This is a genomic window from Bradyrhizobium sp. 6(2017), assembly GCF_011058295.2.
GTDB lineage: Bacteria > Pseudomonadota > Alphaproteobacteria > Rhizobiales > Xanthobacteraceae > Bradyrhizobium > Bradyrhizobium septentrionale.
This window is the reverse complement of record NZ_CP049289.2, coordinates 6321639-6341172: the sequence shown is the minus strand read 5'-3', so window position 1 is coordinate 6341172 and position 19534 is coordinate 6321639. Positions and strand designations below refer to the sequence as shown.

At 64.8% G+C, this 19534-nt stretch carries 20 protein-coding genes and 2 tRNA genes; 16 read left to right on the top strand and 6 right to left on the bottom strand.

What is annotated here, in order from left to right:
• Nucleotides 1–4: 4 nt before the first annotated feature.
• Nucleotides 5–832 carry a DUF72 domain-containing protein gene (locus G6P99_RS29975; protein ID WP_029081590.1) on the bottom strand — a complete coding sequence of 276 codons (828 nt, stop codon included), beginning with the start codon at nt 830–832 and terminating at the stop codon, nt 5–7.
• A 136-nt stretch (nt 833–968) separates the two neighbouring features.
• On the opposite strand from G6P99_RS29975, the gene G6P99_RS29970 reads away from it, so the two are divergent.
• From G6P99_RS29970 to G6P99_RS29915, 12 genes are all read left to right on the top strand, one after another.
• A complete protein-coding gene (locus tag G6P99_RS29970; RefSeq protein ID WP_029081589.1) occupies nt 969–1325 on the top strand; it encodes a hypothetical protein in 357 nt (118 codons plus the stop codon).
• A gap of 67 nt (nt 1326–1392) precedes the next feature.
• Nucleotides 1393–1596 carry a hypothetical protein gene (locus G6P99_RS29965; protein WP_029081588.1) on the top strand — a complete coding sequence of 68 codons (204 nt, stop codon included), beginning with the start codon at nt 1393–1395 and terminating at the stop codon, nt 1594–1596.
• A 251-nt stretch (nt 1597–1847) separates the two neighbouring features.
• Nucleotides 1848–2981: a glycosyltransferase family 2 protein gene (locus G6P99_RS29960; protein WP_029081587.1), complete on the top strand. Its 1134-nt coding sequence runs from the start codon at nt 1848–1850 to the stop codon at nt 2979–2981.
• Nucleotides 2982–2988: 7 nt separating this feature from the next.
• Complete coding sequence (locus G6P99_RS29955; protein ID WP_029081586.1) at nt 2989–4491, top strand: glycosyltransferase family 39 protein; 1503 nt, start codon at nt 2989–2991, stop codon at nt 4489–4491.
• A 79-nt stretch (nt 4492–4570) separates the two neighbouring features.
• Nucleotides 4571–5266, top strand: coding sequence for a DUF899 family protein (locus G6P99_RS29950; RefSeq protein WP_165124418.1), 696 nt, complete (start codon nt 4571–4573; stop codon nt 5264–5266).
• A gap of 436 nt (nt 5267–5702) precedes the next feature.
• Entirely contained in the window at nt 5703–6839 is a 1137-nt protein-coding gene (locus G6P99_RS29945; protein WP_029081584.1) for a tlde1 domain-containing protein, read from the top strand.
• 90 nt (nt 6840–6929) lie between these two features.
• Nucleotides 6930–7670: a signal peptidase I gene (gene lepB / locus G6P99_RS29940; protein WP_051346331.1), complete on the top strand. Its 741-nt coding sequence runs from the start codon at nt 6930–6932 to the stop codon at nt 7668–7670.
• 204 nt (nt 7671–7874) lie between these two features.
• Nucleotides 7875–8831: a GAF domain-containing protein gene (locus G6P99_RS29935; RefSeq protein ID WP_029081583.1), complete on the top strand. Its 957-nt coding sequence runs from the start codon at nt 7875–7877 to the stop codon at nt 8829–8831.
• 282 nt (nt 8832–9113) lie between these two features.
• Nucleotides 9114–10631: an aldehyde dehydrogenase gene (gene adh, locus G6P99_RS29930; protein WP_029081582.1), complete on the top strand. Its 1518-nt coding sequence runs from the start codon at nt 9114–9116 to the stop codon at nt 10629–10631.
• A 96-nt stretch (nt 10632–10727) separates the two neighbouring features.
• On the top strand, nt 10728–11078 hold the full coding sequence (locus G6P99_RS29925; RefSeq protein ID WP_035976969.1) for a DUF779 domain-containing protein: 351 nt from the start codon (nt 10728–10730) through the stop codon (nt 11076–11078).
• A 113-nt stretch (nt 11079–11191) separates the two neighbouring features.
• Nucleotides 11192–12688 (top strand): AMP nucleosidase, encoded by a 1497-nt coding sequence (locus tag G6P99_RS29920; protein ID WP_165124415.1) that lies wholly within the window; start codon nt 11192–11194, stop codon nt 12686–12688.
• 322 nt (nt 12689–13010) lie between these two features.
• The gene (locus G6P99_RS29915; RefSeq protein WP_051346329.1) at nt 13011–13790 is read left to right on the top strand and encodes a Crp/Fnr family transcriptional regulator; all 780 of its coding nucleotides are present in this window, start codon (nt 13011–13013) and stop codon (nt 13788–13790) included.
• Nucleotides 13791–13806: 16 nt separating this feature from the next.
• Here the strand turns inward: G6P99_RS29915 and G6P99_RS29910 are convergent, their stop codons facing one another.
• From G6P99_RS29910 to G6P99_RS29890, 5 genes are all read right to left on the bottom strand, one after another.
• Nucleotides 13807–14004 carry a hypothetical protein gene (locus G6P99_RS29910; RefSeq protein WP_029081578.1) on the bottom strand — a complete coding sequence of 66 codons (198 nt, stop codon included), beginning with the start codon at nt 14002–14004 and terminating at the stop codon, nt 13807–13809.
• 41 nt (nt 14005–14045) lie between these two features.
• Nucleotides 14046–14258, bottom strand: a complete 213-nt coding sequence (locus tag G6P99_RS29905; RefSeq protein WP_029081577.1) for a hypothetical protein — start codon at nt 14256–14258, stop codon at nt 14046–14048.
• A gap of 217 nt (nt 14259–14475) precedes the next feature.
• Complete coding sequence (locus G6P99_RS29900) at nt 14476–14922, bottom strand: phasin family protein (protein ID WP_245284704.1); 447 nt, start codon at nt 14920–14922, stop codon at nt 14476–14478.
• Nucleotides 14923–15338: 416 nt separating this feature from the next.
• A complete protein-coding gene (locus G6P99_RS29895) occupies nt 15339–15968 on the bottom strand; it encodes a glutathione binding-like protein (protein ID WP_029081574.1) in 630 nt (209 codons plus the stop codon).
• A 10-nt stretch (nt 15969–15978) separates the two neighbouring features.
• Nucleotides 15979–16572, bottom strand: a complete 594-nt coding sequence (locus tag G6P99_RS29890; protein WP_029081573.1) for a cysteine hydrolase family protein — start codon at nt 16570–16572, stop codon at nt 15979–15981.
• A 128-nt stretch (nt 16573–16700) separates the two neighbouring features.
• Between G6P99_RS29890 and G6P99_RS29885 the strand changes: the two genes are divergently transcribed.
• The 4 genes from G6P99_RS29885 (at nt 16701) to G6P99_RS29870 (ending at nt 19375) form a co-directional block, all read left to right on the top strand.
• Nucleotides 16701–17540: a LysR family transcriptional regulator gene (locus G6P99_RS29885; protein ID WP_029081572.1), complete on the top strand. Its 840-nt coding sequence runs from the start codon at nt 16701–16703 to the stop codon at nt 17538–17540.
• A gap of 205 nt (nt 17541–17745) precedes the next feature.
• Nucleotides 17746–17816, top strand: a tRNA-Phe gene (locus tag G6P99_RS29880).
• A 3-nt stretch (nt 17817–17819) separates the two neighbouring features.
• A tRNA-Leu gene (locus tag G6P99_RS29875) sits at nt 17820–17886 on the top strand.
• Between the two features lie 337 nt (nt 17887–18223).
• Nucleotides 18224–19375: an SPFH domain-containing protein gene (locus G6P99_RS29870; RefSeq protein WP_029081571.1), complete on the top strand. Its 1152-nt coding sequence runs from the start codon at nt 18224–18226 to the stop codon at nt 19373–19375.
• The last annotated feature ends 159 nt before the right edge of the window (nt 19376–19534 follow it).

The window sequence follows — 19534 nt, the reverse complement described above, 5'->3', positions numbered from 1 at the left end:
TCCCTCACTTCACCCGTTCGATCAGCTCCATCGCGCCCGCCGGCGCGCGGATCTTGCCCTCGTGGATCACGTAAGCGAACACGTCGCGCGGCGCCTTCTTCGGCGCGGTCTTGTCGACCTTCGGCAGGTCGTCGGGCTCGCCGCCGCCGGCCCAGTCCTGGAACCGCTTGGCCCAGGCGTCGAGCTGCTTCGGCGGATAGCAGGTCTTCAGTTCGTCATCGCCTTTCTGCAGCCGGGCATAGACGAAGTCGCTGGCGAGGTCGGCAATCGCCGGATATTTGCCGTGCTCGGCGAACACCACGGGCACCTCGAACTGGCGCAGCAGCGCGATGAATTCAGGAACGCAAAAGCTGTCGTGGCGCACCTCGACGACGTGGCGCAGCGCGCGGCCGTCGAGTTTGCGCGGCAACAATTCGAGGAATTTGCCGAAATCGGCGCCGTCGAACTTCTTGGTCGGCGCAAACTGCCAAAGCACCGGTCCGAGCCGGTCCTTCAATTCCAGCACGCCCGAATCGTAAAACCGCTTCACCGAATCGCCGGCCTCGGCGAGCACGCGGCGGTTGGTGGCAAAGCGCGGTCCCTTCAGCGAGAAGATGAAGCCGTCGGGCACCTCGCTGGCCCATTTGCGAAAGCTCTCCGGCTTCTGCGATCCGTAATAGGTGCCGTTGATCTCGATCGAGGTCAGCTTCGACGCCGCGTAGGACAGCTCCTTCGCCTGCGTGAGCTTCTCCGGATAGAACACCCCGCGCCACGGCTCGAAGGTCCAGCCGCCGATGCCGATATAGATGTTGCCTGCGTTCGTCTTGGTCGCCTTGGTGGGAGCTTTGGCCACGACTGCACTCATCGTGAAGGAGGGAACATGGAGAGTAGTCAAAATAATCGTGATTGGCCAGTTTGCCAGATTTGCGCGGCGGTGCTTATCGTGCTTGCCGGTGTTGGCTAGGATGCCGAAAAACGGGAGTACAACAATGCGCATACTGGTTGCGGCCGTCCTCTTGATCACGTCGTCAGCTGCGATGGCCGACGAGGTCGACGATGCGCACAAGCTCGCGATCACCGGCCGCGACGCCTACTGGAATTGTCTCGCCCGCGAATATCCCCGCGACAGCAACAAGACGATGTCCGACCAGGAATTCACCTCACTGATCGCCAGTGTCTGTCCCTCGGAGCGGCAGAACTTCCGGGTGTCGCTGATCGACTTCCTGTCGCTGCAATTTCCGAAGCAGGACGCCGATGCGCAGCTGACGACCGCCAACCGCGCGATCGAGCTTGCGCAGAAGGACATCGTGACCGCCTTCGTCCGGCGCAAGGCCGCAGCCAAATAGGTTCCCAAATCCTGTTGCGGGCGGTCGATTTTTGATATCAATCCCCGCAGGCGAGGGGATCGGCGGCATGAACTCACAATCGACGGCAGGCTTTTTGGGCGCGGTGGTCGCAGCCATCGTGCTGGCGGCGGCGTTTATCTATGGGCCGTCGCCCAGCCAGATCCGCAATCCCGCCCAGCCCGCGGCGGCGCGGGCTGCTCCTGCCGCGGAAGCTGCGCCGGCGGCCCCGGTGCCCCGCGGCCCCGTCATCCGGGACGTCCCGAACAACTAGCGCCCTGCGCCTCTTGCGGACCGCTCGGGGGCTTCCCATTTAGCCTGGAACGGCGACGTTGCAGCTTGTAAGGGCTCCGGCGCTGGGACGACCACGGCAATGTCGGCTGCGCCGGATGTACGCGCGCCCCCCTTGTTCGTGGTCGTTGGTATTTTCAGGGGTATTTTGGCCCCGTTTTCCCGCTTCCCGAGACAGCGTTCGGTTCGGCCCGCCTTGGCAGCGGGGGAGGCTGCGGCTATACGCTGGCGCTCATGAACGAAGCCATCAAGCCGGGCCCCGAAACCCTGTCGCAGGCAGCACGTCTGCCGCAGCTTTCGGTGGTCGTCCCGACCTTCAACGAACGCGCCAATGTCACGGTGCTGTACCGCCGGCTTGATGCGATCCTGAAGGACGTGTCGTGGGAAGTCATCTTCGTCGATGACAATTCGCCCGATGGAACCTGGGACGTGGTGCGTGAGCTGGCGCGGAAGGATTCCCGCGTGCGCTGCATTCGCCGAATCGGCCGGCGTGGCCTGTCCGGCGCCTGCATCGAGGGCATCCTGGCATCGAGCGCGCCTTACGCCGCCGTCATGGATGCCGATCTGCAGCATGACGAGACCCAGCTGCCGAAGATGGTGGCGCTGCTGCAGAGCGGCGAGGCCGAGCTCGTGGTCGGCAGCCGCTATATCGAGGGCTACAAGGCCGACGGCTTCAACAAGCAGCGCGCCGGTGCCAGCGCCTTCGCCACCGAGATCGCGCGCCGCACGTTGAAGGTCGAGATCGCCGACCCCATGAGCGGCTTCTTCATGATCCGCCGCGACCGTTTCGAGCAGCTGGCGCCGCAGCTGTCGACGCAGGGCTTCAAGATCCTGCTCGACGTGGTGGCGACCGGGGAAGGCAAGCTGCGCACGGTCGAAATACCCTTCACCTTCGGTGCCCGCCAGCATGGCGAGAGCAAGCTTGACTCGATGGTCGCGCTCGACTTCCTTGGCCTGGTGCTGGCGAAGCTGACCAATGACCTGATCTCGCTGCGCTTCATTCTGTTCGCAGCCGTCGGCGGGCTCGGCCTGCTGGTGCATCTCGGCGTGCTGTTCATCTCGCTGGAACTGTTCAAGGCACCATTCCCGGAGGCTCAGGCAGCCGGCGCGATCGTCGCGATGACCAGCAACTTCATCCTCAACAACTTCCTGACCTACCGCGACCAGCGGCTGAAGGGGTTTGGCATCCTGCGCGGCCTGTTGCTGTTCTATCTGGTCTGCAGTGTCGGCCTGCTCGCCAATGTCGGCGTCGCGTTCTCGGTCTACGACCAGGAGCCGATCTGGTGGCTTGCGGGCGCAGCCGGCGCGCTGATGGGCGTGGTGTGGAACTACGCGATGTCCGGGCTGTTCGTCTGGCGCAAGCGATGACGGTGGCATGAACGCGAACGAGGCGCGGCTTGCCCGGAACACCGCCGTTGCGGTGTGCGCGCTCGTGGTGCTGCGGCTGGCCGCCGCCGCATGGACGCCGCTGACCTTCGACGAAGCCTACTACTGGATGTGGTCGAAGTCGCTCGCCGGCGGCTATTACGACCATCCGCCGATGGTGGCGATCGTGATCCGGCTCGGCACCATGATCGCGGGCGACACGCCGTTCGGGGTGCGGCTGGTGTCGATCCTGCTCGCGCTGCCGATGAGCTGGGCGATCTACCGGGCGGCCGAGCTGCTGTTCGGCGGCCAGCGCATCGCCGCGAGCGCGACGATCCTGCTCAACGTCACGCTGATGGCGGCCGTCGGCACGCTGATCGTGACGCCGGATGCGCCGCTGCTCGTTGCTGCCAGCCTGTTGCTGTTCTCGCTCGCCAAGGTGCTGGAGACCGGCCGCGGCGCCTGGTGGCTGGCGGTCGGCGCCAGCGCCGGTGTGGCGCTGCTGTCGAAATACACCGCGCTGTTCTTTGGTCCCGCGATCCTGATCTGGCTTGCGACGGTGCCGAAGCTGCGGCGCTGGTTTCTCTCGCCTTGGCTCTATCTCGGCGGCCTGGTCGCGGCCGGCCTGTTTGCGCCGGTCATCCGCTGGAATGCCGATCACCAATGGGTGTCCTTCATCAAGCAAATGGGCCGCGCCCGGATCGAGGATTTCCGGCCGACCTATATCGCCGAGCTGATCCCGACGCAGTTCGCGTTCGCGACGCCGCTGGTCTTCATTCTCGGCGTGATGGGCCTCTACGCGCTCTCTCGGCGTCGCGCCGGCGCGATGGGCGCGCGCGTGCTGATCAATACGATGTTCTGGACCATCGTCGTCTACTTCACCTGGCACGCGCTGCATGCGCGGGTCGAGGCCAACTGGTTCGCGCCGGTTTATCCCGCCTTTGCGGTGGCGGCCGCGGTTGCAGCGATCCAGGTGCAGTGGGCGCCGCGCGAGCAGCGCACGATCGATTTCTGCCGCTGTTGGGCCGCGCCGGTCGGCGTCGTGCTGTTCGCGCTGCTGATCGTGCAGGCGAACACCGGCATGCTTTCCGGCTATCGTCGCGACGCCACCGTGCGCAGCGTTGGTGTCGGCTGGCAGGAGCTCGCCGACGAGATCGAGGCGGCGCGCGCGCGTAGCGGTGCGACCTGCGTGCTGGCGCCGGACTACGGCACCGTCGGCTGGCTTGCCTTCTATCTCCCCAAGGGCAGCTGCGTGGCGCAGCAGGGCCAGCGCATTCGCTGGGTCAACATGCCTGAGCCGAGCCCGGCCCAGCTGTCCGGCAAGCTGCTGTATGTGCATGAGCTCGAACAGACGATGCCGGCTTCGCTGCGCGACAATTTCGCCCGTGTCGAAACCATCGCCGAGGCCAAACGCATGCGCGGGCCGCTGGTTGTCGAGACCTATGCGCTCGATCTGCTGGAAGGTCCAAAGGGCGACGTGCTCGACCGCTCGCCGCCGCCGGAACTGCAGTAGAAATCATTGAAGTCGAATGTCGGACCGGCCGGTTCCGGTTCGTCTTCCAGGGTACCCGTCAACCACACGAGGTCCCGACATGACCAGTTCCGTCCTGAAGCCCGCTGCCGAACTCGCCAAGACCAATGCCAGGCGTTTTCCCAATGAGAGCGCCGAATATCGTCGCGCGCGCCAGGAGCTGCTCGTCGAAGAGATCGAGCTGCGCCGGCATATCGAGCGCGTGGCCGAGCTGCGCCGCGCATTGCCGCCGGGCGGCGAGGTGACAAGGGCCTACGAGTTCACCGGCGAGGCCGGCGTGGCGTCGCTCGGCGATCTGTTCGGCAGCAAGCAGACGCTGATCATCTACAGCTACATGTTCGGCCCGCAGCGCGAGAAGCCGTGTCCGATGTGCACGTCGTTCATGGCCACGTGGGAAGAGAAGCTGCTCGATATCGAGCAGCGCGTGGCGTTCGTGTTCGTGGCGCGCTCGCCGATCGCGCGGCTGATCGAGGCGAAGCGGGCGCGTGGCTGGACGCGCCACAAGGTCTATTCCGATGCGTCGGGTGACTACACGCGCGACTATGTCAGCAGGGATGACGGCGACGTGCCCGGCTACAATGTCTTCACGCGCCACAACGGCACGATCCGTCATTTCTGGGCCGGCGAAATGGGGGCCGGCACCGTCGACCCCGGCCAGGATCCGCGCGGCGCGCCGGACCTGGATCCGCTCTGGGCCGTGCTCGACACCACGCCCGAAGGACGCGGCAAGGACTGGTATCCGAAGCTCAGCTACTGAGGAGATTCTTGCTCAATCCCCGCGCGAATCCGGGGTGATCGGCAAGGAAATTCTCCCCTCATTGATTGCGGCATGCAGCAGGTGGAACTGCGTGCCGGAATGTCCCATGATGGGACAGAAAAGCCGCTTTGGCGGTCCATTGCCATCTTAAAAAAGCCCGATGCCACAGGCACTTCCCGCGTTGCAGGGGATCGCATCCGGTTAAGTCGCATTTAACTAAAAGTCGCCTTAATGGCCGTCTGTGCCCCCGCGCGACGTTGAGCCGAACATCCGTTCGACCTGTCGTCGAGTGAGGGACAAAGGTGGACCTGTTTTGAGCGTCGGGCGTATGGGTACGAGTGCGAGTGCGAGTGCGAGTGCGTATGTTCTTGGGGCGCCAAGCCGCAAGAAAGCTTCCCGAAAAATCCTCCCACAGCATTTCCTCGGCAGCGCCGCGGTGGCGGGGCTGGTGCTTGGCTGCGCCTGGACCGTCTACGCCAACATCTTCGCGGCGGGCGTCTACCCATCAGTGGACAATGCGGCGTTCGATGCGCCGGTGGTCAAGCGGCCCGCGGCGGTCGCCGCACGGCCGGCGCCGGCGTTCAACGAGGTGTTCGCGTCCCTGACGCCGGCACCGGCGGCTCCCGCCAAGAGCGAGGTCGCGAAGTCGGAAGCCCCGGCACCTTCGCTTATGTTTAACGATCGGTTTGCGGCCGCCTCGCCCGAGGGCGTGGCCTCCAGCGTGCCGTCCAGCGCCTTGGCCGACGCCGCGCCGCAGATCGACCCGATCAAGCAGGCGGCTGCGCCCAAGGTCGCCGAAGGGGCGAGGGCCGTTGCCTCGGCCAAGCTCGCCGAGACATCGAAGCCACTGCCGGCGCCGAAGTCGGTCGAGACCGCCAAGAAGGAAGCCGCCGCCAATCTGCAGGTGGCGCTCAACGATCCCTCCGCAACGGTTCAGCCCAAGGAAGCGAAGCCCGCCGAAGCCAGGCAGGCTGCGAAATCCGGCGGCGTCCGCGACATGGCCGCGCGGGCCAAGGCCGCGGTGCTGTCGATCGCATCGAGCGAGCGGCAGACCATGGTCGAGAAGCTGTGGGGCAAGCGCGAGGCGAGCGGCGGTCTGCTCTCCTTCGCATCCGCCGATGCCAATGTGACCGGCAGCATCCCCTCGACGCTGGACCAGAATCCGATGCTCGGCGGCTCGCCGCCCTATGACCGCCAGACTGCGGTCTACGACATCTCGGCCAGGACCGTGTATCTGCCGGACGGCACGCGCCTCGAGGCGCATTCGGGCCTCGGCTCCAGGCTCGACGATCCCAGATCCTCGCATCTGAAGATGGTCGGCGTGACGCCGCCGCACATTTACGAGCTCAAGCCGCGCGAGGCGCTCTTCCACGGCGTGCCGGCGCTGCGGCTCAATCCGATCGGCGGCGAGGGCAAGATCTTCAACCGCGACGGCCTGCTCGCGCACACCTTCATGCTCGGCCCGAACGGTGACTCCAACGGCTGCGTCTCGTTCAAGGACTATTACGCGTTCCTCGACGCCTATCGCAACAAGGGCATCCGCCGCCTCGCGGTGCTCGCGAGGGTTCAGTAGGCGCGGTTCACTGCGGGGCGCTGCCCCCTTGGCCTGTCCCGCCGTCGTCGGCTATCCTGGGCGACGTGAATCCTCGCGCAGGGCAGGCGCATGACACTCGTGCAGGAAACCGGCCGGCGGCGACCCTGGGGCAAGATCCTGCTGATCGCGCTGGTCGTGATCGTCGCGCTTCCGTTCGTGTCGCTGCCGCTGTTCCGCACCTTGCTGTTTCAGCCCTTCAATATCCCGGCCAGATCGATGATGCCGACGGTGCTGGTCGGCGATTATGTCTTCGTCTCGAAATTCGCTTATGGCTACACCCACTATTCCTTTCCGTTCTCGCCAAAACTGTTCGAGGGGCGCATCTTCGGATCATCCCCGGCGCGCGGCGACGTGGTGGTGTTCCGGCTGCCGAAGGACGATCGCGTCGATTACATCAAGCGCGTCGTCGGGCTGCCCGGCGATCGTATCCAGATGCGCAACGGGCAGCTTATCATCAATGAGACGGCCGTGGCGCGCGAGCGGATGCCGGATTTCGTCGGCGACGACCCCTGCGGATCGAGCGGCGAGGCCGGTGCGCGGCGCTGGCGCGAGACCCTGCCGAACGGCGCGAGCTACGAAACGCTCGATTGCATCGACAACTCGTTTCTCGACAACACGAACGTCTTCACCGTGCCCGCCGGTCAGTTCTTCATGCTGGGCGACAACCGCGACAATTCCACGGATAGCCGCATGCGGTCGATGGGCACAATTCCGCTCGAGAACATCATCGGCCGGGCCGGGCTGATCTATTTCTCCCGATCGCCCGATGGGGAGATCCGGACGGAGCGGATGGGCACGGTTGTCCACTAGGGATGCCGCGGTGCCCGCGCCGAACCGGCAGTCGGCTGCCTGGAACGGGGCCACCGGCGCATCGCCGGTTCCTGTCCGAACGTCGCAATGACCGTCCCTTGAAAGGCTGCTAGCAGCGCTATATCCTGCGGGATACAAGGGTGCCAGGGCCAACAGCGCCGCGCTCCCGAGGGTCGCAGAACCCGGGGGAGCAGGGAGGGAGGCATGAGCCGGTCGCCAGGTGTCGTGCATACGGACAAGGTTCTCGGCGTGCTGGCCGGTGGCGGAGCGCCCTCGGACCTGTCGGCGTCGTGGCGGCGTTCCGGCCATCTGCATGCGCTCGATCCGGCGAGCCGCCTGCCGTCCTATCGTCTCGACCAGGCTGACATCGCCGCCGCGCAGCAGCGGCTCGGCGAATTCCTGAAAGTGGCCCAGAACACGCTGGACCGGCTGTTCCTTGCCGTGGGCGGGGTTGGCTGTTCGGTGCTGCTGGCGGACCGTGACGGCGTCGTCGTCGACCGGCGCGGCGCCTGCGCCGATGACGCCACGTTCAACGCATGGGGGCTCTGGACCGGGGCGGTCTGGAGCGAGAAATACGAGGGGACCAACGGCATCGGCACCTGCATCGTCGAAAAGCGGCCGCTGTCGATCGACCGCGAACAGCACTTCTTCACGCGCAACTCCGGTCTGTTCTGCACCACCGCGCCGATCTTCGACGAGCATGGCGAGCTTGCAGCCGCGCTCGACGTGTCGTCCTGCCGGGCCGACCTGACCGACGGATTTTCCCGGCTAATCGCGACCACCGTCACGGATGCTGCGCGCGCGATCGAGGCCGAGAATTTCCGTCGGGCGTTTCCCGATGCGCGCATTCTGCTGACGCCGCGGAGCGAGCGCGCCGTCAATTCGCTGCTCGCAGTCGATCGCGACGACCTGGTGATCGGCGCAACGCGGGCCGCGCGCCGTGCGCTCGGCCTCAACGCGGCGTCGCTGGCGCGGCCATTGCCGGCGGCCGATCTGATCGGTGAGGCGCACAGCGACGGCGGCCTGATCGCCGCCGAGCGCGCCGCCTTACAGCGCGCGCTGGCGCGAGCCGGCGGCAATGTGTCCAGGGCGGCCAAGGACCTCGACATGTCCCGCGCGACATTGCACCGCAAGCTGAAGCAGCTCGGCCTGCACCGCTAGAAAGGGATGACTCTTCTTCGAATCGTCATCCCACTTAGCTCTATTTTCAGCATGATCTTTTCGGAAAACCGCTACACACTTTTCCGGATCATGCTCTGGGCCGGGAAAGGCCGAAACAGCCATCCGGACTTTGTCGCGCGCCGGGACAGTTTGCGGCGCACCCTGTCTCAGATTTGCGACAGTTCCCCTGCGGCCGTTGGGGCGGGCCCCTGTTCTGTCTGCCTGATTTGACCGAGCGTTTCGGCCAACGCCGTGTGCATCGGCGTGCCAACGGAGGAACACATGAACAAGGTTGACATGCAGTCCGTGCTCAAGGCGCCATTTGCCAAGCGCTACGGCAATTTTATTGGCGGCGAATGGCGCGAGCCCCGGTCCGGAAAGTATTTTGAAAACATCTCGCCGATGACCGGACTTCCGGTCTGCGAGATCGCGCGCTCGGACGCGTCCGACATCGAAGCCGCGCTCGATGCGGCGCATGCGGCCAAGGAGGCCTGGGGCCGGACCAGCGTTGCCGAGCGGTCGCTGATCCTCAACAGGATTGCCGACCGGATGGAAGCCAATCTCGAAAAGCTCGCCACCGCCGAGACCTGGGACAATGGCAAGCCGATCCGTGAGACGATGGCCGCCGACATGCCGCTCGCGATCGATCACTTCCGTTACTTCGCCAGCGCGATCCGTGGGCAGGAAGGCTCGATCTCGGAAATCGACCATGACACGGTCGCCTATCACTTCCACGAGCCGCTCGGCGTCGTCGGCCAGATCATTCCCTGGAATTTTCCGATCCTGATGGCGGTCTGGAAGCTCGCGCCGGCGCTCGCCGCCGGAAACTGCGTCGTCCTCAAGCCGGCCGAGCAGACGCCGGCATCGATCCTGGTGTTGCTCGAGCTGATCGCCGATCTGCTGCCCAAGGGCGTGTTGAACGTCGTCAACGGCTTCGGCCTGGAGGCGGGCAAGCCGCTGGCGTCATCGAACCGGATCGCCAAGATCGCCTTCACCGGCGAGACCACGACAGGCCGGCTGATCATGCAATATGCCTCGCAGAACCTGATCCCGGTGACGCTCGAACTCGGCGGCAAATCGCCCAACATCTTCTTCAAGGACGTTTTAGAGGAAGATGATGATTTCTTCGACAAGGCGGTCGAAGGCTTCGTGATGTTCGCGCTTAATCAGGGCGAGGTCTGCACCTGTCCGAGCCGTGCGCTGATCCAGGAATCGATCTACGACAAATTCATGGAACGCGCGCTCAAGCGCGTGGAGGCGATCACGCAAGGCAGCCCGCTCGATCCGTCCACGATGATCGGCGCACAGGCGTCTTCCGAGCAACTCGAGAAGATTCTCTCCTATATCGACATCGGCAAGAAGGAAGGTGCGCAGGTTCTGACCGGCGGCGAGCGCAACAATCTCGGCGGCGGGCTCTCGGGCGGCTACTATGTCAAGCCGACCGTGTTCAAGGGCCACAACAAGATGCGCGTCTTCCAGGAGGAGATCTTCGGGCCAGTGGTTTCCGTGACCACCTTCAAGAACGACGAGGACGCGCTCTCGATCGCCAACGACACCCTCTATGGCCTCGGTGCGGGCATCTGGAGCCGCGATGTCAATCGCTGCTACCGGTTCGGCCGCGCCATCCAGGCTGGACGGGTCTGGACCAATTGCTACCACGCCTATCCCGCGCATGCGGCGTTCGGCGGCTACAAGCAGTCCGGCGTCGGCCGCGAGAACCACAAGATGATGCTCGACCACTACCAGCAGACCAAGAACATGCTGGTGAGCTACAGCCCGAAGAAGCTCGGCTTCTTCTAGAACTCGGAATGCTGCTCCCTTTCGTTTTGGGGGGGCGGGCCAAGCGACTGGCTCCGGCGGGGTGTTCCCGCCGGAGCTCCCATCACGGAGGTCGAGATGGCAGACAAGGTGACCGCGACGCCGGCTGCGCTGGAGCTGATTGCCGAGATCGTCGCCGATCATGGGCCGGTGCTGTTTCACCAGTCCGGCGGCTGCTGCGACGGTTCGTCGCCGATGTGCTTTCCGCAAGGCGACTTCCTGATCGGCGATTATGACGTCAAGCTCGGCGAGATCGGCGGCGCGCCGTTCTATATCAGCGGCTCGCAATATGACGTCTGGAAGCACACCGACCTGATCATCGACGTCGTACCCGGCCGCGGCGGCATGTTCTCGCTCGACAACGGTCGCGAACGCAGGTTCCTGACCCGGTCCGAGATCTGCGCGCTGCCGCCGCGCGGGCCGGAGTAGGGGGCCGGCGCCGAGGCGCGCTCGCCGCCGATCTGGAACTCGATGCCATAGTCGCTATACTGCGCTGATCCGGAGTGAGTCCACGCTCGGCCACGGATCTGGCGCAAGGCGACATGTCTCCCACACCTCCCATCGAAACCCCGCCGTCCATCACGACCGAAGCGTTCGTCGAGGCCGGCGCGGCGGTTGCCCGCCTCGAAGAGATCTACGAGCGGAACACTGCGTTCCTGCGCAGCCGCTTCGAGGCCTATGTCAACGGCGTGCCGTTCACGACGCGGGTGCGCGCGCATTACCCCTTCGTGCGCATCACGACCTCGTCGCATGCGCGGCTGGATTCCCGGCTCGCCTACGGTTTTGTCGCGGGGCCCGGCGTTCACGAGACCAGCATCACGCGGCCGGATATTTTCCGGACCTATCTCACCGAGCAGATCGGGCTCCTGATCAAGAACCACGGCGTGGCGGTCGAGATCGGCGAGTCCAACGAGCCTATACCGATCCATTTCGCCTACCGGCGCGACATCAATATCGAGGCGGCGCTGAGCATCGCCGACAGCTCGGCGTTCACAAGGTCGCTGCGCGACGTGTTCGATACGCCCGATCTCGCCGCGATGGACGATGCGATCGCCGACGGGACGTTCGAACTGACGCCGGGCACGCCGGAGCCGCTGGCGCTGTTTCGCGCGGCACGGGTCGATTACTCGCTGCGCCGGCTCTATCACTACACCGGCACCGACCCCGAGCATTTCCAGAACTTCGTGATCTTCACGAACTACCAGTTCTATGTCGACGCCTTCGCGCAATCGAGCCTGCAGCGTCTCGCCTCGGGTGAGGCAGGCCTCGAGGCCTTCGTCGCGCCCGGTAATGTGATCACGCGCAACGCGCTGGCAGGCGGCGGAGTGAGCGGGACGGCCTCGGAGCGCGTGCCGCAGATGCCGGCGTTTCATCTGGTCGAGCCCGGGTATCGCGGCATCACCCTGATCAATATCGGGATCGGGCCGTCCAATGCGCGCAACATCACCGATCACGTCGCGGTGCTGCGGCCGCATGCCTGGCTGATGATCGGGCATTGCGCGGGGCTGCGCAACACGCAGCGGCTCGGCGACTACGTGCTGGCCCACGGCTATGTCCGCGAGGATCACGTGCTCGATCACGAGCTGCCGCTCTGGGTCCCGATCCCCGCGCTTGCGGAGATGCAGGTAGCGCTCGAGGAGGCGGTCGGCGAGGTGACGGGACTTTCCGGCTTCGAGCTCAAGCGGCTGATGCGCACCGGCACGGTCGCGAGCGTCGACAATCGCAATTGGGAGATCAGCGGACCGCAGGTGATCCGGCGGATGTCGCAATCGCGCTCCATCGCGCTTGATATGGAATCGGCGACGATCGCCGCCAATGGCTATCGTTTCCGCGTGCCCTACGGCACGCTGCTGTGCGTCTCGGACAAGCCGCTGCATGGCGAGATCAAGCTCGCCGGCATGGCCAGCGAGTTCTATCGCCAGCGTGTCGGCCAGCATCTTCAGATCGGCCTCAAGGCGCTCGAAAGGTTGAAGGACCAGGAGTCCGAGCGGCTGCATTCGCGCAAGCTGCGCAGCTTTGCCGAGGTCGCATTTCAATAGTTCCGTTCGCCAAGCCCCAGACTACGCTCGATCTCGGCCCAGATCGTTGAACGACTCCTGCACCTATTTCGCCAGCTGGCTGCCTGACGCCGCGGAATCGAAGGTAGCATTTTCCGCGCCCGGAAATTGGAACTTTTGGGTTCCGCAGTTCTACGGTTCGGCCGTGCGCATTTTGCTGTTGCGTCCGGCGGCGCATTTGCATCTAACTTCTCGGTGTACTGTCTGCAGAAAATTCCGCCTTGCGGTCAAGCGTTTGGAGTTTATTTTTGAGAGCCTGTCTGAGTGAGTTGGTTGGGTGTCGCTTCACTTTGGGTCCCCGCCAGTGAGTGCTTTTGGCGGAAATGGTAATCGCCTTCTCGCAACACTGCCGGCAGCGGACCTGGATCTGCTGGGTCCCGAGCTCGAGACGGTCGCGCTCGATCAGGATGCAGTCCTGGCGCGAGCCGGTGACGAGATCGACTACGTCTTCTTCCCTCATAGCGGGGCGATCACGCTAATGATCGACATGGCGGACGGGAGCACGGTTGCGACCGGCGTGGTCGGGCGCGAAGGGGCGGTGGGCAGTCTTTCGGTGCTCGGATCGTCCCCGTCGGGTATTACCGCAGTCGTTCGTGCGGTGGGCACCGCCTCGCGGATTTCCGCGCCGCGCTTTCATGCCGCTTTCGGACGCAGTGCCGCGATCCGGCAGGCGATGCAAAAGCACATCAGGTCGATGCTGATCCAGTTCCAGCTCGGCTCCGCCTGCAATGCGCTGCACCCGGTCGAGGCCCGGATGGCGCGCTGGCTGCTCCAGCTCCGCGATCGCGTCGACAGCGACGTCCTGCCGCTGACCCAGCAGGCGCTGTCGCAAATCCTCGGCGTGCGACGAACGACCGTGACCCTCTTGATGCGCAATCTGCGCACGCGCGGCGCGATCAGGTCTGATCAACGAGGCCGGATCGAGATCGACAGGTCGCGGCTCTCGGCGGCGGCGTGCGAGTGCCATCGCGTCATGCGTCTCGAAGCCGAGGAGATCTTCTCGGACAATAAGGCCCGATCTCGCGCGGCAGCCCTAACCGACAATCCGCGGATCTCCGAAATCGAAACGGACGACGCGCTGTGAGCGCGGTGCGGCGCGATCAGCTTCTCCGCCGCCGATCAAGCTTCTGTGCGGGGGCGGATGCCGTCTCGAGCTTCGCAATCTCGCGCAGCACCTTCGCCGTCTGGCGCAATTCATTGCGCTCCGGTCCCGGCTTCAGCCGTCGAGCTTCGTTGAGAAAGTCCTTGGCCTGCACCAGCCAGGTGGATGTTTCCGTTGCGATCTGCATGCGCGCCATGGCGTCCCTCCATCGCGATCATCAATGGTCTGTGTCGTCGTTCAGGCCGGTGAGCCGGCGCCGCGGCGCCGCACGCGGATGCTCGGCTCATCGACCCAGGCGTCCCGCGCGAACCAGGCGTGATCGGTACGGCAGAACGGGCAATTGGTGCGCGAGAAGAACACCGCGCTGCGCCTAAAGCTCTCGCGATCAGTCCGGATGCCGGTGGAAATTGCGTCTCCGGTTTGCGGACATTTGACCATGAGCATGCCCATGTGAGCCTCCTCGATGTTGCTTCTTGCTCTTTGCAGGAAAGCACCGGCCGGTTGGACTGCGCCCATTTGCCGGTGCGACTACTTTGGGGGGCATCGCGCACCTGCGGCGTTTGACAGAGCATCGGGCAGTGGGGGCTGCATGCTCGTCGCTGGGCTTATTCCAACCGGCCGGATCCCTCCTCAAACGAATCCTCGACGTGAATTGAGTGCCGCTCTTTTAGCCGGCTTGGTGGATAACCTTGGCGAAATGCTTCGTGACCGGCTCACTTGTCTCCGTGGCAAGCTTCTGGCCAAGCGCCCACAATTCCCTGTTCTGGTCCGATGCCATGTCGAAGGCCTTGCGGGCCTGCTCAGTGGACAAGGTCAGGACATCGGCCGCTGACTTGCTGCCAAGGAGATGGGCGAAGAAATCAAGCGCGGAGACGGCATTGGCGTGGGAGATTTCGATCACCTTAAGCGCGTAGTCGGTCGCGCCTCGCGCATTGCACGAATACGTTTCGCCCAAAACCTCGGTCATCCGTCCGGAGGCGGCCCGCGCGTGGGCAAAACCCTGCTCGGCAAGATCGCCGATCACGCCGGGCAAGCCGATCTTCGGAAAGCTCGACAACGGCATTCCGAAGACATTCGTATCGTTCACTTTGACTTTCATTTCACCTTCACTCAAGATCCAGTCCCCTTCTCAAGCGAAAGCGTTGCTCGCAACGCTCGCTCGCGTCACGAGAGCTGACGCTCCGTGTTCGATTCAGATTTTGGTTGAGCTTCGATCGTGTCCCGACGCTACTGTGCGGAACGAAAGCGCGACTGTCGGTTCGGTTTGCGACTCTCGCGAAGAATTTTTTTTAGATTGTCAACTCACACCAACGTATGTTTACGGGGTGCTGTGCATAATGTGGATATTGTGAGCAGCAGAAGACACCTGCTTCAGCGTGAGGTTGCGCAAAGCATCCCCGTAAGCGCGCTGTGGAAGGGTCCCAGGTGGTTTGCCCAAAACAAAAACGCCGGCATCGCCGGGCGTTGCGGCTTTCGCGTTCTCGCGGCACCCCCTCCAGCGAAGGGTCTGGAGGCTCTTGCCCGCTGCGATCACGCCGTCACTGTCTTCCACAATTGCGTCTCGATGCCGATCGCGGCCTTGACCTGCGGCCGCGCCTGCATCCGCGCGAGATAGCCGGCGAGATCGGGCCATTGCGCGACATCGACGCCGGCAGGGCGGAGCAGCGTCAATGCCCACGCCAGATGCGCGTCCGCGACCGTGAAGCGTTCGCCGACGAGGTATTCCCGGCCGGCGAGATGCGCGGCTACGATTGCGACATTCTGTCCGATCCGTTCGCGCGGTTTGGCCAAGGCCGCATCGTCCTTGTACCAGAAGGTCGGGAACAGGAATCCCTTGTGGAGCTCGGTCCCGATGAAGCTCAGCCATTCCTGCAGGCGATAGCGGTCCGGGTCGCCCGGCGGCGGCGCGAGGCCGAGTTCGGGCCTGAGGTCCGCAATATATTGCAGCACCGCCGCGCTTTCGGTGAGCCGCTCGCCGTTCTCCAGCACCAGCACGGGCACCGCGCCTTTCGGCGAGACGGCGCGGAAGTCGCCGTCATCCTCCAACACCTTCTTGGTCCAGAGATGGACCAGGTGATAGCGCGCCTCGATGCCGGCCTCCATCAGCGCGATCCGGCTGGCGAGCGAGCAGGCCATCGGCCAGAAATAGAGCTGCAGCATGGCTGATGTCTCAGGCGAGGGCGTTGCCGCGGGCGATGATGGCGAAGCGGTCGGACAGTTCGGCGAGCGCGATGTCGTGAATGAGCTTTGCCGCAATCGTGCCGCCGACGCCGTCGGGCAGGTCGCGGGTGGCGCAGCTGTCGGCATCGATGGTGGTGCGGAAGCCCAGATCGAGCGCGGCGCGGGCGGTCGAGCTCACGCACATATGCGTCATGAAGCCGGCCAGCACGAGCTCCTTGCGGCCGGTCGCGGCAAGCTGCGCGTTGAGGTCGGTGCCCGCGAACGCGTTCGGCAATTCCTTCTCGATCACGGCCTCGCCCGGCCGCGGCGCCAGCGGCGCGACGATGGCGCCACGCTCCGCGCTGCGGTCGAACAGGCTTCCCGGCTTTCCCCGGTGCGCGATGTGGAAGATCGCGGCGCCGCTTTCTCGCGCGTGCGCGAGCAATGCGGCGGCACGTGCGATCGCCGGGTTGGCGCCGGGCAGGGCCAGCGGACCGGCGAGATATTCGTTCTGGATATCGATCAGCACCAGGCAGCTGTCCGCGAGGCGGGGCGGGGTGAGGTCGATGCCGGCAAGCTGCATCAGGGTTTTGGCTGCTGTCATGATCCTGAGATCTCCACGAGATGTGTTCCCCGAAAATATAGCGGTGGAGCTGCCTGCCGTAGTGCAGGGATATTGCAGCCGGTGGCTGCGTTATTGCAGGCGGCCGGCTCACGCTGTAGCCTGATGCGATGAACTGGGACGACCTTCGCATCATCGCAGCCGTCAGGGACGAGGGCACCTATGCCGGCGCCAGCGCGCGGCTGCGCATCGACGAGACCACGGTCGGCCGCAGGCTGGCGCGGATCGAGCGGGCGCTCGGCGTTCGTCTGTTCGAGGCCGCCGACGGCGTCCGCAGGCCGACCCGGCAGTGCGAAATGGTGCTCGCGCACGTCCAGGCGATGGCGGCGCATGCCGAGGAGATCGGCCGGATCGGCGAAAGCCTGCCTGGCCCGGCCGGCCGGCTGCGCATCGCCTCCACCAATGCGATCGCGGAGGAGGTGCTGGCGCCGCGCACCAGCAAATTGCTGCGCGCCAATCCCGGCCTCACCCTGCAATTCCTGACCTCGAGCGACAACGTAAAATTCTCGCGCTGGGAGGCCGATCTCGCGATCCGGCTGCGCAAGCCGGACAAGGGCGATTTTTCGATCTCGAAGCTCGCGGAGGTCAGGCTGTATTTCTTCGAGCCGGTCGCGACGACAGCGGGGGAAGCGGTGACGTGCGCCTATCCCGATGAGCTCGGAGCAATTCCGGAAATGCAGTTCCTGCGCGCGAAGCGGCTTCGTGCGCGCTGCGTCACCGACAATGTTCGGATCATCCATTCGCTGATCCAGTCGCATCAGGCGGTCGGCGTGCTGCCGGAACATAGTTGCGTGGACTTGCTGACCGACCGCCGGCTGCGCGCCACGCTGCTGCCGAAGCGGCGCGATGTCTGGCTGCTGGTGCAGAGCCATCTCAAGCGCGATGCGGCGACGCGCGTCACCATCGACTGGCTGCGTGCCTGCTTTCAGGATGTCGCGCACAGCGGCTGAGGCGGCCTCGGAACGATACGATGTGTTGCGGTACGCGTGTTGCCGCGTCGTTTCGTCTTGAAAAAATCTCGTCCAGCCCTCTTGCAACCCGGGCGTGCTTCGTCTATTAGCCCGCTCCTTCGCTTCGGCCATGGGTTCGGGCTCTCTGAGATCCCGACTGGCGCGTGCCGCTCTGCGGTGTCGTGTTCCGCTGAAATGAAGGCCACGAGATGAAGCTCATGGGCGAGCATCGGGGATGAAATCCCGAAGGTATCGGTTCGAATCCGATCTTCTCACAAAGGATAGCTCAGTTGGTTAGAGCAGGTGAATGAGACTCATCGGGTCGCGGGTTCGATTCCCGCTCCAAGCGCACCGTTTCAGCCTGAAAAGCTGATGCCTCTGAAGGGGGACCGGACGCGCGCTTCAGTCGCAATCCGGCCGTCTTGCCGCAAGGCTCTTCGTCCGAACCTAGACACTGTGAGACCGGCTTTGCGCCGCGGTGGATACCGCTTGCGCTGATGCCGGGTGGCTCCGCTCGGCCGCGCGACAAATGTCGCGCGAACGCGCGCGTGCGCCCGTCATCGCGCGAGCTCAAGCCACGGCCCGCCTGGCTGACAGGAAGCCGCGTTCGCGTCCTCACGTCCTTTGCGAAACGAAACCCGCTCTCCGGCCCATGGGCCCGATGGCAACAATGGAGGCGTGTCATGACCTGGCATTTCCTGACGACCAAGTTGACGGTGAAGGATGGCGAGCGTGCGTTGCTGACGCGCGACGGCCGGCTCGAGCAGGTGCTCGCGCCCGGACGTCACCGCCTGTTCGATCCCCTGCATCAGCTCAAGGCTGAGCTGTTCAGTGTCGTGCGGAGCGAATTCCCCGCGGATCGCTTCGCGGTGATCAAGGCCGCGCGCCCTGATCTCGCCGAAGCGCTGTTCGAGGCGGTCGAGACCAAGGCGAACGAGGTCGCGATCGTCAGCCTCGACGGCCGTCCTGTGCAGCTGATGACGCCCTGGCAGACGCGCGTCTACTGGAAGGTCGCAACCACAGTCGACGTCGAGCGCATCGACGTGGCCGACGATCCCCGGGTGACCACGCGGCATCTGGCGATGATCCAGCCCAACCGGGCCGGCGTCATCACCGAGGCCGTGGTCGAGAACCACGAGGCCGGCCTGCTCAACGTCGAGGGCAAGCTGGTCGAGCGGCTCGCACCCGGCCGGCACGCGTTCTGGATCGCGGGCCGCAAGATCGAGGTCAAGCGCCTCGACCTGCGTCCCCAGGCGGTCGAGATCACGGCGCAGGAGATGCTGACCAAGGATCGCATCGCGCTGCGCGTGACGCTGACCGCGTTCCGCCGGATCGTCGATCCCGAGCGGGTCGTGGCAGCGGTGCCCGACGTGGATGCGTGGCTGTATCGTTTGGTGCAGTTCGCGATCCGCGAGGCGGTGGCCGGCCGCACGCTGGACGAGGTGCTGTCTGCGAAGGCGGCGCTCGACGATGAGCTTCGCGACTATGTCCGCGGCCGTGTCGCGGAGTCCGGCGTCGAGGTCACCGAGCTCGGCGTGAAGGACGTGATCCTGCCCGGCGAGATCCGCGAGCTCGTCAACAAGGTGGTGGAGGCGGAGCGGGTGGCGAAGGCCAACCTGATCCGCCGCCAGGAGGAGACCGCGGCGACGCGTTCGCTCCTGAACACCGCCAAGCTGATGGAGGAGAACCCTCTGCTGCTGCGGCTCAAGGAGCTGGAGTCGCTCGAGCGTCTGGTCGAGAAGGTCGGCCGCATCGACCTGCATGCCGGCGAGGGCCAGGGCCTCGATGCGCTGCTGACCAAGCTGGTCCGCCTCAAGGCGCCCGAGAGCGCATAGGAAGAAGGGCCGCCCACGGGCGGCCCTTTGTTTTCCGCCGGCACGGACCGCCGGGATCATTAGAATGTGTGTTAGCGTGCAGGACCGCTGTAACGGAGCACCGCCAAGGCACAACATGGCACAATTCGCATGTCCTGCTCCGTGCGAACTTCCGCAAAC

Bases quoted from the DNA above. Each gene is read 5' to 3' on its own strand.
- G6P99_RS29970 (WP_029081589.1), top strand. From the start codon at position 969: ATGCGCATACTGGTTGCGGCCGTCCTCTTGATCACGTCGTCAGCTGCG.
- G6P99_RS29965 (WP_029081588.1), top strand. From the start codon at position 1,393: ATGAACTCACAATCGACGGCAGGCTTTTTGGGCGCGGTGGTCGCAGCC.
- G6P99_RS29960 (WP_029081587.1), top strand. From the start codon at position 1,848: ATGAACGAAGCCATCAAGCCGGGCCCCGAAACCCTGTCGCAGGCAGCA.
- G6P99_RS29955 (WP_029081586.1), top strand. From the start codon at position 2,989: ATGAACGCGAACGAGGCGCGGCTTGCCCGGAACACCGCCGTTGCGGTG.
- G6P99_RS29950 (WP_165124418.1), top strand. From the start codon at position 4,571: ATGACCAGTTCCGTCCTGAAGCCCGCTGCCGAACTCGCCAAGACCAAT.
- lepB (WP_051346331.1), top strand. From the start codon at position 6,930: ATGACACTCGTGCAGGAAACCGGCCGGCGGCGACCCTGGGGCAAGATC.
- G6P99_RS29935 (WP_029081583.1), top strand. From the start codon at position 7,875: ATGAGCCGGTCGCCAGGTGTCGTGCATACGGACAAGGTTCTCGGCGTG.
- adh (WP_029081582.1), top strand. From the start codon at position 9,114: ATGAACAAGGTTGACATGCAGTCCGTGCTCAAGGCGCCATTTGCCAAG.
- G6P99_RS29925 (WP_035976969.1), top strand. From the start codon at position 10,728: ATGGCAGACAAGGTGACCGCGACGCCGGCTGCGCTGGAGCTGATTGCC.
- G6P99_RS29920 (WP_165124415.1), top strand. From the start codon at position 11,192: ATGTCTCCCACACCTCCCATCGAAACCCCGCCGTCCATCACGACCGAA.
- G6P99_RS29910 (WP_029081578.1), bottom strand. From the start codon at position 14,004: ATGGCGCGCATGCAGATCGCAACGGAAACATCCACCTGGCTGGTGCAG.
- G6P99_RS29905 (WP_029081577.1), bottom strand. From the start codon at position 14,258: ATGGGCATGCTCATGGTCAAATGTCCGCAAACCGGAGACGCAATTTCC.
- G6P99_RS29895 (WP_029081574.1), bottom strand. From the start codon at position 15,968: ATGCTGCAGCTCTATTTCTGGCCGATGGCCTGCTCGCTCGCCAGCCGG.
- G6P99_RS29890 (WP_029081573.1), bottom strand. From the start codon at position 16,572: ATGACAGCAGCCAAAACCCTGATGCAGCTTGCCGGCATCGACCTCACC.
- G6P99_RS29885 (WP_029081572.1), top strand. From the start codon at position 16,701: ATGAACTGGGACGACCTTCGCATCATCGCAGCCGTCAGGGACGAGGGC.
- G6P99_RS29870 (WP_029081571.1), top strand. From the start codon at position 18,224: ATGACCTGGCATTTCCTGACGACCAAGTTGACGGTGAAGGATGGCGAG.